Consider the following 10,417-nt stretch of genomic DNA (forward strand, 5'->3'; position numbering starts at 1 on the left):
CCGAGCGAATCCAGAATKCGCCAGACATGGGCCTCGTTGTATGACACCCCGAAGCGTTGCTCGATGAGTAGACGCACCCGTTTGAGCGTCCACAGTTCGGTGCCAAAGCCATGCTCGGTGGGGCGCTGCAGCAARGCACGACACAACTGCTCGCGCTGGGCATCGTCGAGCAACGACGGCCGTCCACGGGCCATGGTGCGCAGCGCRTCGAWGCCGCCTTCGTCCAGTCGCGCCTTCCAYGTGTACACCGTCTGCCGTGCCACGCCCACCGCAGCCGCAACCTCCGCGACCGGCTTGTTCGCTAACAGCATCCGTCCAGCGCGAACCCGCTTTCTGGTCGCTTCGTCCATCTTCCCAGTCATGCAATCGACTCCCGATCAACGCCTTGATCAGATAACGCGTGAGACTCGAATCGGTTGTCATGATTTATACAAGTCTCAATTAGGGGCGGCCTTACTGCAGCCGGGAAGCCATTCCATGACACGGCGTTAGCAAACGTCCCATTTGGTCGAGCTTGCCGCGCAGTTCCGTAGGTTTGGGGCACCGCGCGCGAGTGTTTGTTCGAGTTCGGGCGGCTCGGCGCAGGCTAAACGGTGCTAATCCCTGCTGGAGCAGAGGCACTCGGTCTTGCGGCGATCCAGCACAGGAAACCCGTGGGCTAGCGGAGCGGCGTGGCGAAGCGGCGGCGCAGCCAGGCTACGATGGGACCAAGCACCGGCAATTGCTGCCAGAGTTCTTCCGCGGCATCCCAGTAATCCCGATGAAAAGTGACGCAGCCGCTCTCATCAAAGCGCAAGTGTGTACTGCCATGGACCTGATGCGGCTTCCCCTTCAGTACAAAGTGAAAGTTCCACACCACAAAGGCCTGGGTCGCGCCGGCTTGCCCGATCTTCTCGGCGATCACGAAGCGCGGGTTGTCCGCGGCAACGAACATATGAGCGAAGATCCGGCGGATAGCCTCTCGCCCGCGCACGTCGTTGAAGGGATCCTTGAAACGGGCATCCTCGGAGTAGAAGCGCGCGATGTCGCCCAGCGAAGACGGCGAGAGGGTTTCGTACCAGTGCAGCAACGCGTCCAGCGGGATTGGTGGAGCCGGTGGGGTCAGATGGGTCACGACGCATCCATTACTTTTTGCAGCGCTGCAAAGCGCAACCGGTACGGTAGCAGGCTCGCCAGCTTGAGCAGGCGGGTAAAGCGGCGCGGAAAATCGATCTCAAAACGGCCTCGCGCCAGGCCTCGCAGGATAGCCTCGGCGGCGACCTCAGGCGTGAGCAGAGCGGGCATGGGAAAGGCATTATGCGCCGTCAGCCGGGTCTTGACGAAGCCGGGGTTGACCAGGTAGACGCCCAGCCCATGTGGATGCAGTTCCGCATAGAGCAGCTCCGCCAAGTTGATCAGCGCGGCTTTGGTCGGGCCGTAAACTGTGGCATTGGGCAGTCCCATATAACCGGCCACGCTGGCCACCAGCACCAGGCTGCCGCTGCCGCGTGCCAGCATATCGGCGAGCGTGGACTGCAATCCGTAATAGACACTGTTCAGATTCGTCTCGATGGTGTGGCGCACGCTTTCGGCCTCCAGTTCCCAGGGGCGCAGTGGGCGGTAGTCGGCGGCACAGAACACCACCAGGTCGACGCCGTCCCACGCCTCGCGCAGGCTGGCGTGCGCCGGGCCCCAGGCGCCGGGGTCGGTGGCGTCCATTGGTAACAGGAGCGCCTTTGCGTCGTCTTGCGCCACCACTCTCAAGGCTTCGGCGCGCCGCGCGGACAGCGCCACCCAGGCGCCGCGTGCAAGCAGGGCGCGCGCCAGCGCCGCGCCAATGCCGCTCGAAGCGCCGACCAGCCATACCCGTTTCCCGTTCCATTCGGTCCAGCGCGGATTGAGTGCCATCCAGGCCATGCTTGCCTCTTCTGATTGAACCAATAGCAACAGCGGATCGGATCGGACCGGCGGCAGCCAGCTGCGGCCGTTACCGCGGTCGCCTGAAAAACACCGTGACCTGCCCCACCTCGAAGCCGAACTTCGAGACGCTGGCGCGGTTGATCATGGTGTGCGCGTCGACCAGGTACATCCAGTCGTCGAACTGCACGTCATAGGTGGTGTTGCCCACCGGCAGCCTCAACGTGTAACGCCAGTTCAGGGCGTTGCCGGCGCTCTGTCCGATCGCCTCGCCCACTACATCGCCGGCACGCCCGCGCCAAGTGCCGTCGAGCTGCCGCGCCAGCGTCCAGGTGCGCTGCTCGGCGGTGCCGTCGCTGTAGTTGAAATGCTCGTCGAGCACGAAGTCGTTGCCCTGCCGGCGGCCTTCGATAGCCACCGTAAAGCGCTTGACGACCTCGCCCCCGCGTTTCTGGAACATGCCCCACGCCTCGGTTTTGCCAGTAAAGAAGGCGGGCACATCAAGCATTGGCTGCTGCTGCGCGTACCGGGAAATATCCGGGCCGGTGCAGGCCGCCAGCGAGAAGGCGGAACACAGCAGCCAGCGCCGATACCGATAGGGGCGGTGCACCAGGCGGGGAAGGCCGACGCGGGTCATATTGGCTTCTCCTTTGGGGATTGGGATGTCGCACGTGTGCGCAGGCACAGCATGGCGGCGAGCTTGAATACGCAGGGCAGGCCGCCGTAGACCAGCGCCAACGCATGGCTGCCCGCCGGACTACCACCGGCGCCAGGCTGATAACCGCACCACGCCAGCAAGGGCAGAGCCAGGCCGGATAGCGCGAGCGCCAGCTTGCCCAGCAGGCTCCAGATGCCGTAGTAGCTGGCGGGCTGCTCCCCGGCGGGAATCAGGCCGGCCAGCAGCACAGGCGGCAAGGCAAGATCGGCACCGAGTGCCAGGCCAGCCACCACGCAGACCGCCAGATAGGCGCCGGTATCGCCCGCGCCGAGCCCCGCCGCCCAAACGAAGGCGGCTACCGCCAGTACCATGCCGAGGCGCCAGGCGCGTGCAGGCCCGAGCCGGGCCGACAGCCGGGTCCAGAGTGGCAGGCCTGCGGCGCCTGCGGCGAAATACGTGGCCAGGAATGCCCCGGACAACTGCGGCGCACCGAGCCGGTCCTGGATGAAAAACAGGGCCAGCGTAGCCGGTATCGATACCGAGACGGCGTTGAGGAAATAGGGCAGCAGCAAATGCCGGAAGCCGCGGTTGGCCAATGTGGCGCGCCAGCCCGCCACCCCTGCGTCATGGTGGCGCCAGGCTGGCGCGCGCCGCAGCAATAGCCACAGCGCCGCCAGCAGCAAGGCGGCAAACAGCAGAGCGTAGCTGGCCATGGCCGGCTCCGCGGGCCAGCCAGAGGCACCCAGCAGCCAGGCAGGCAGCACGCTGGCCAGCATCACGCCCGCCAGGCCCGCTCCTTCGCGCCAGGCAGCCGCGCGGGTCAGGGCGGCGGGGTCGCGGGAAAGGCGCGCGCCCCAGGCCAGGTAGGCGATACTGACCACGCTGTGCGCGCTGTAGACCAGTACAAGGGTGAGGGCCAGCCAGGCCGCCAGCGCGGCGCCCCGCACCGGCGGCAGCCACAGCGCGGCAAAGGTGGCGGCCAGCATCAGGCACGCCAGCCATAATGCTGGCGTCAGCTTGCCGCGTTGCATAAGCCGGGCGATCCAGCGACCGAGGAAGGGATCCTGCACGGTATCGACCAAGCGGGCTGCGAACAGTACCGTGCCGGTGGCAGACAAGGCCAGTCCCAGTTCGCTGGCGTAGTAGGCCGGCACCTGTATATAGACTGGCAGTGCCGCCATGGCTAGCGGCATCCCGAGCAGGCCATAGGCCGCCATGGCGGGAACCGTGGCGGCGGACGCGGCGCCCGGGGTGTTCATCGCGTCAGCCCGAGCAGACGCTGGCGCAATGCTGGCGCACGGGTGGCGGGATCGAGCCAGATCGAGAAGAAGGCCTTGGCGAAGTCCGGGTCATCGATTTCCGCGGTCAGTTGCTCACCGGCGTAGAAGCGCACGCCTTTGCCGGGCACGAACACTCCGGTAAGCGTATCGCCGGGCCGCACGTCGACAAAGGCAAGCGCCATGTGCGCCCGCCAGCTTTCGAGCTGTTGCGGGCCGGGTGCGGTGCCGCCGGCGCTGCCGATGCGCTTCATCTCGTCCAGGCTTGTTTCGACCAGGCGCTCGCGCTTGATGCCGCGGTCGTAGGTCAGTTGCAGCGCGAAGGGAGCCTGCGGCGCGAGCGGCAGACGCACGCTCCAGAGCTGGGCGGTATAGAATCGGAAGCCAAACACGCGGAACTCGCCTTCGCCCGACAGGCGGGCGGGCTGTACGTCGGCACGCCAGCCGGCCGCGGCTAGGGCAGGCGCGCAGAGAATGGTCATGATGAGGGCGACAGCGGCGCGGCGCATCTCACCCCGCCCTTTGCAAGACAAACTGCATGACGTCGGTACGGCCTTCGTCGAATCCCGCTTCGCAGTAGCACAGATAGAGCCGCCAGGTACGAACGAAGGTATTGTCGAAGCCCTGCGCGGCGATATCGTCCAGCGCCTGCTCGAAGGCGGCACGCCAGTGGCGCAGCGTCTGCGCGTAATCGGGGCCGAAGGCCAGTGCGGCGCGGCCGTCCATCCCCGCCTGCAAGGCAGCGCGCAGAAAGCGCCGGGGGCTTGGCAGCATGCCGCCGGGAAACACATACTCTCGGATAAAGTCGCTGCTGGCACGATAGGCTTCGAAGCGCTGCTCCGCGATCGTGATCGATTGCACCAGCGCGCGTGCCCCGGGCCGCAGGCGCTGGCGCAGCATGCCGAAGTAGCAGGGCCAGTAACGCTCGCCCACTGCCTCGAACATCTCGATCGAGACGATGGCGTCGTACTCGCCGTCGAGGTCGCGATAGTCGCGCAGTTCCAGCCTGGCGAGCCCTTCCAGCCCCGCCTCGACCACGCGCCGCCGGGCGACCTCAAGCTGGGCCACGGAAATGGTGATACCGTGCACCTGAATACCCTGGCGGGCCGCGTGCAGGGCAAAGCCGCCCCAGCCACAGCCGACTTCCAGCACGCGCATGCCGGGCTTGAGGGCGAGGGTGTTGACAATGTGCTGATACTTCGCGTACTGCGCGGTTTCAAGCGAGCGATTCTTCTCGCCCTGAAACAGCGCGGCGGAATAGGTCCAGCTCGGGTCTAGCCAGCGCTGGTAGAAGGCATTGCCGAGGTCATAGTGTGCATGGATATTGCGCCGGCTGCCCTGGCGGCTGTTGGGGCGCAACACGTGGCGCAGGCCGTACCACAGCCGCGCCAGCCAGCTGCCGACCACGGTCTGCGGTAGCGCTGGCTCGTTGCGGATGGCCAGGCGCAGCAGCGCGGTCAGGTCCGGGCTGTCGACCCAGCCCGCCCGGTAGGCCTCGGCGAAACCGATATCACCGGCGCGCAGGATCTCACCGCAGGCGCGCCAGTCATGCAGCTCCAGGCGCGCCCCGGGACCGCCGTGGGGGTCGCCAAACAGGCGCTGCTCGCCCGCAGGCGTGACCAGCAGGAGGTGGCCGACGCAAATACGTTCGAGCAATGTCAGAAAGAGACGGGCTGACGCAGGGGCACCGTCGGGCGGCAAGGTAAGCGCGCGGGAAGGCGTCATGGCTGGTTATCCTCGGACTGCGGCAGGTTGGTGGAGGGGTTGCGGTTTGCCGGACCGGGTGGACCGGCGGGGCGGGAGGCGCCAGCCGCACCGGCAAAAACGGCATCTGCCGGCGTAGCCGATGGCGCGGGGTTCTTGCCATGGAAAGGCACCTTCTTCAGCCACAGGCGCAGGGCCTGCGAGTGGATACGTGCCATCACCGATATCGTGAGCCATGGCTGCCGCGCCAGTGCGCCCAGCACATTGGGACGCGAAAACGGCAAGCGCCGCCCGCCAATCGCGGTGCGGATCAGCAGGCCCCCCGCGTCGTAATAGTCGATGCCGGCAAATGCGGTGCCCTCGGTATCGCGAAATCGGAACGTGTAGCCGCCTTCGACTTGGCAGAAGGGCGAAACATGCAGGGCCTTGCGGCAGGTCAGCACGGTGCTGACACCGATCACGCCTTGGTCTGGTGCCGACAGCAGATACCGGTGGCTGGCGCCGAAGGTGTTGTTAACTTCCGCCAGCACCGCGCGCAAGTCACCGGCGCAGTCATGGCAGTACCAGAAACTGACCGGATTGAAGGCGTAGCCGAAAACCCGGGGGAAGGTCTGCAACCAGATCTCACCGTCGACGGGCAGGCCGGCCTGCGTCAGCAACTGGCGCATCCACGACGAGAGTCCGCTGCCATCGCGCGGGCCATAATCCCGCGTGTAGAGGGCGAGCGGCGCCCAGCAGTCGATGCCGAACCACCAGTGGCGCAAGGCAGGAAGACGGTCGAGATTGCAGCGAAGGAAAAACACCGGATACACAAAACGGTTGCGCACCGGGCGCAGGCGTTCGTGCATCACGCGCCCGACCATCAGCCAGGCAGCAGGCTTGTCGGAAGCGGCGCTCATATTCGTGCCCAATCAGGCAATGCGTCGAAATCGGCCGCCACGCGCAGGGCGGACTTGAGGCCGTCCTCATGAAAGCCATAGCCCGTCCAGGCACCGGCAAACCAGGTGCGGCGCCGGCCCTGTAACGCCGGTACCCTGGCTTGCGCCGCCACCGCGGCCAGGTCAAAGACGGGATGCTGGTATTGGTAGCGGCCCAGTTCAGTGCCCGGTGCCGGCGGCGCGATCGGATTGAGCGTCACGACTACCGGAGTCTTGAAGGGCAGCGGCTGGAGCTGGTTACACAGGTAGCTGACGCAGACCGGACGGGCAGGGTCGGCAGCGCAGTCGTCCGGGCTCGAATCGCGGCCGTTGGTGCCAACCGAGCGGCCGAGGTAATTCCAGGCCGACCAAACTTGGCGCCGGCGCGGCAACAGGGCGGGATCGGTATGGAGGATCGCCACGTTAGGCTGGTACTGCACCGCGCCAAGCACGGAACGCTCAGTAGGATCGGCATCGACCAGCATACGCAGCGTGGTCGGGGCGTGGGTTGCCAGCACCACGGCATCGAAGTGCTCGGGGCCGTTATCGGTCAGCAGGTCCACGCCCGCGTCGTGTCGCCGGATGCTCTGCACTGCCGTCGACAAACGGATGCTGGCCCCGCGCTTGCCGAGTTGCGCCGCAATCTGGCGTACATACTCGCGCCCGCCGCCAAGCACCGTTTTCCACTGCGGCCGGTTGTTGACTTGCAACAGGGCATGGTTCAGGCAGAAGCGCAGGAAGGTCGCCGCCGGAAAGCGCAGGATATCCGCAGTGGCACTGGACCAGATTGCGGCGGCCATCGGCAGCAGGTAGTTCTGGCGGAAAGGATGGCCATAGCCGCCACCGCTCAGGAGTTCGCCGACTGAGCAGCCGCTCTGCGTGGCCATGACCAGGTTACGCTCGGCCGCGCCATTGAAGCGCGCGATATCCCGTAACATGGACAGGAAACTCGGGGAAACCAGGTTGCGGCGCTGCGCGAACACCGTGTTGAGATTGCTGCCCGCCCACTCCAGTCGGCCCCGGTCCAGCGACACCGAGAACGACATATCGCTTGGGTGGGCAGTGACGCCCAGTTCCGCGAACAGCGCGATCAGGTTGGGATAGGTCCGGTCGTTGAAAACCAGGAAGCCGGTATCGACCGGATGGCACGATCTCTCCAGTTCCACGTCGACGGTATTGGTGTGGCCGCCGAGGTAATTGCCGGCCTCCAACAGCGTAATGTTGTGCCGGCGCGACAGCAGATATGCGCTCGCCAGGCCCGAGATGCCAGCGCCGACCACCGCGATGCGCTGGCCACGCGGATAGGAACCGGGTGCGCCACTCATGCCTGATCCTCGCCACAAAGGAAACAGGCAACGGCGCCGGCAACCCTGTGCCTGGCGGGGTTTTTGGACCGGCTCTGCCGGGGTTCTTCTGAATTCGACATCGCTGTGCCTGGATGGGTGCTATGATGGATTCGTACCGCATTGGAAAAAAGATTACTACATAGTAGCGATAATTACTAATGAGTATTTTCGGCAGGCTCAGTTTTAAGGACCAGGCCTTCAAGCTTCGCGAGAACGCCATTCTTGATGCGGCGACGCGTATCTTGGGGATCAAGGGCTTCGACCTGATGACCATGGACGACGTGGCGCTGGAGGTCGGCATCTCCAAGCCCAGCCTCTACAAGCATTTCAAATCGAAGGAGGATCTGGTCGGTGAGGCCTTGATCCGGCTGATCGACGGTGCGCTCGAGTACCTTGAACAATTGCCGGTGGACATGACCGGGCTTGCGCGGCTGCGCGCATTGCTGGAATGGGCTCTGCGGGTCCGCCTGACCGGCGGGCTGCCGTTCCTGCCGTCCACCAGCCCCCACGTGCGCGAGATGCTGACCCGCAACCTGCGCTACGTGACGCGGGTGCTCAAGCTCAACCGGCAACTGGAAAAGCTCGTCGGCGAGGCCAAGAAGGCCGGAGAGTTGGACCCGTCGCTGCCCGACGACGTGATCCTGTTCAGCTACTACGCCCGCACCTGCGACCCGGCGGTGGAATATCTACAGCTCTACAGCAAGCTCGGCACCGACGAGATCGTCGAACACATGCTGAAGGTGTGCTTCGAGGGAATGCGCAGTCACTTGTAGGCGGCCACGGAACGGGCCGTAGACCTATGGCCTGATGCCTACTTATACGGGGAAGATGGTGGACTGGACTCACCCCGTGACGCGTCCGGGACAGGCGCCTGGATGAGGCTCGGCGATACATGCCCTAGAGAGCAGAAATTGCCCGCTTGGCAGAAGCAATAGCAGACTGCGGAAAAGCCCGTACTGATGAAGCCGGTGGTACAGCGGACCCCGTCTGGCGAGAGATGCTGACCCTTGGGGCGTAACAGGGGAGGAAACCTGAGTGCGTTTTGACGTCAGCAAGGTTGGCAATCGGCAAGTTTGGCATGTGGCGCAAGCGCTTGAGCTGCGAACAGCAGGCTCCGGCACTTTTGGTCATGCCCATCGCTAGCCGCTATCAGCGATGCCCGCGCTCTCACTACGCAATCCAGTTGGTTATCGGGGCACCGAGTAGCCTGGAGCGTCAGTACCACAGTACAAAGGTACTGGGGGGTTTTGCTTTTATGGCGGCGATTTTCTTGGAGGTGCCACACGCCGCACTCCAAAGCGCTCGGACGAAAAAAACCCGCCAAAGGAGGCGGGTTGAATCCATGTCGAGGAGACAAGGAGGAGACAAGGGTTAGTATAAACCCTAGTTTTTCTGATGGCAACGGTCCCTCGTTACAATTTCCGCAATGCAGCATTGTCTTTGCCGAGGCGCCAAAAATGGCGTCTTTTTTTGACCCCCAGAAAAATGTGACAGTATCATGCATTGTCTTTTTGTGCTGCATGATGCGCACGCGCGTCATGTTGATGACCGCCGCGGCGTTGACCTGCGGACAAGCACCGCTATCGCGATTGGGATGCGGGTGGCGAGATGGGACACTGACGGGACACCTACCCGGAGAAAACAAAAAACAGAGAACTATGTTTGTCTTGTAAGTATTTGATTCGATTACGTTTAGTGCCTCTCTGTTACTCCTGATTTCTCGCGATCTCCGATCTTTAATCCGTTGGTCGAAAAAAACCCGCGTCGCCGGGTGGAAACGCGGGTAAATAGCGGTACTGCTCAGCCAATGTACAGAGACTTAAAGATTCCTCATATCAGGGTTAACAAAAGTGTTGCGTCGCAGCATATGCCATCGGAAAGCCGCTGCTATGTGGTAGGTGCCATGCTTTGCTTGCTATCCAGCCTGCAGCCCTCGCACGCGCGCGCGTGAGACCCGCCAAAAGTCGCGGCTTGTGGCAACAGTTGAGACGTATCCGTCTGCAGAACCCATGTTGACGTTGGGCTACGGCTCCGGCAGGCCATCGGAGCGGTGGACGAGCGTCGGATGTTAGGAGACCGCGCCAAATCGGGGGCAACGTCGATGTTCTCTGCCGAGAGGCTAATGAGGCACCTTCAATGCGCGCATGGCTCCCGATCCTGGGCCGGCAAACTCCGTCCTTCAAGGAGACCGCGCCAAAGCGGGGGCAGACGACCGTGCCACTGCTGAGAGGCCAATGAGGCACCTAAAATGCGCGCATGGCTTCCGTTCCTGGGCCGGTGATCTCCGTCCTTCAACTTCGAATTGCTCTGAGCGGCCTGTGCCCGCCGGTTTGGCGACGCGTCCTCGTTCCTGAGCACTTGACGCTCGGACAATTGCACAATGTCATCCAGGTAGTCATGGGTTGGGCCAACGAGCATCTGCACACGTTCAGCATTCGTGGCAGGCGTCACGGCGAAGCTCATGAGGGCGTCTTGCAGTTCTCCACCGCGGCAAACGAACTGCCACTGACTGCGTTTCGTCTCCGCGAACACGAAGGCTTCGTCTATGTGTATGACTTCAACGCGTGGTGGCGCCACGAGATACGGGTGGAGCGGCGTAGGCTGCGGCAACATCCTGGC

At 63.9% G+C, this 10,417-nt stretch carries 11 protein-coding genes; 2 read left to right on the forward strand and 9 right to left on the reverse strand.

Features of this window, described 5'->3' with window-relative positions; all coding sequences use genetic code 11:
* The 9 genes from AC1DT6_RS39505 to AC1DT6_RS39545 form a co-directional block, all read right to left on the reverse strand.
* Window positions 1-362 (reverse strand): helix-turn-helix domain-containing protein (locus tag AC1DT6_RS39505; protein ID WP_477115534.1); only part of this gene is annotated, 362 nt, incomplete at its 3' end.
* A gap of 296 nt (window positions 363-658) precedes the next feature.
* Window positions 659-1,114: a nuclear transport factor 2 family protein gene (locus tag AC1DT6_RS39510; RefSeq protein WP_477104585.1), complete on the reverse strand. Its 456-nt coding sequence runs from the start codon at window positions 1,112-1,114 to the stop codon at window positions 659-661.
* On the reverse strand, window positions 1,111-1,896 hold the full coding sequence (locus AC1DT6_RS39515; RefSeq protein WP_477104584.1) for an SDR family NAD(P)-dependent oxidoreductase: 786 nt from the start codon (window positions 1,894-1,896) through the stop codon (window positions 1,111-1,113). The genes AC1DT6_RS39510 and AC1DT6_RS39515 overlap by 4 nt, the downstream gene beginning before the upstream one ends.
* A 70-nt stretch (window positions 1,897-1,966) precedes the next feature.
* Window positions 1,967-2,533 carry a DUF3833 domain-containing protein gene (locus AC1DT6_RS39520; protein ID WP_477115535.1) on the reverse strand — a complete coding sequence of 189 codons (567 nt, stop codon included), beginning with the start codon at window positions 2,531-2,533 and terminating at the stop codon, window positions 1,967-1,969.
* Window positions 2,530-3,813 (reverse strand): MFS transporter, encoded by a 1,284-nt coding sequence (locus AC1DT6_RS39525; protein WP_477104582.1) that lies wholly within the window; start codon window positions 3,811-3,813, stop codon window positions 2,530-2,532. The genes AC1DT6_RS39520 and AC1DT6_RS39525 overlap by 4 nt, the downstream gene beginning before the upstream one ends.
* Window positions 3,810-4,313 carry a chalcone isomerase family protein gene (locus AC1DT6_RS39530; RefSeq protein WP_477104581.1) on the reverse strand — a complete coding sequence of 168 codons (504 nt, stop codon included), beginning with the start codon at window positions 4,311-4,313 and terminating at the stop codon, window positions 3,810-3,812. Before AC1DT6_RS39530 ends, AC1DT6_RS39525 begins: the two co-directional genes overlap by 4 nt.
* A gap of 28 nt (window positions 4,314-4,341) precedes the next feature.
* Entirely contained in the window at window positions 4,342-5,556 is a 1,215-nt protein-coding gene (locus tag AC1DT6_RS39535; protein WP_477104580.1) for a class I SAM-dependent methyltransferase, read from the reverse strand.
* Window positions 5,553-6,434 (reverse strand): DUF1365 domain-containing protein, encoded by an 882-nt coding sequence (locus AC1DT6_RS39540; RefSeq protein WP_477104579.1) that lies wholly within the window; start codon window positions 6,432-6,434, stop codon window positions 5,553-5,555. Before AC1DT6_RS39540 ends, AC1DT6_RS39535 begins: the two co-directional genes overlap by 4 nt.
* Window positions 6,431-7,777: an NAD(P)/FAD-dependent oxidoreductase gene (locus AC1DT6_RS39545; RefSeq protein ID WP_477104578.1), complete on the reverse strand. Its 1,347-nt coding sequence runs from the start codon at window positions 7,775-7,777 to the stop codon at window positions 6,431-6,433. The genes AC1DT6_RS39540 and AC1DT6_RS39545 overlap by 4 nt, the downstream gene beginning before the upstream one ends.
* A gap of 179 nt (window positions 7,778-7,956) precedes the next feature.
* On the opposite strand from AC1DT6_RS39545, the gene AC1DT6_RS39550 reads away from it, so the two are divergent.
* Both AC1DT6_RS39550 and AC1DT6_RS39555 read left to right on the forward strand, forming a co-directional pair.
* Window positions 7,957-8,571, forward strand: coding sequence for a TetR/AcrR family transcriptional regulator (locus AC1DT6_RS39550; protein WP_035864517.1), 615 nt, complete (start codon window positions 7,957-7,959; stop codon window positions 8,569-8,571).
* 1,483 nt (window positions 8,572-10,054) lie between these two features.
* The coding region (locus AC1DT6_RS39555; protein ID WP_477115536.1) for a plasmid pRiA4b ORF-3 family protein at window positions 10,055-10,417 on the forward strand (363 nt) is incomplete at its 3' end.

This window comes from Cupriavidus sp. 01L45 (genome assembly GCF_056399885.1).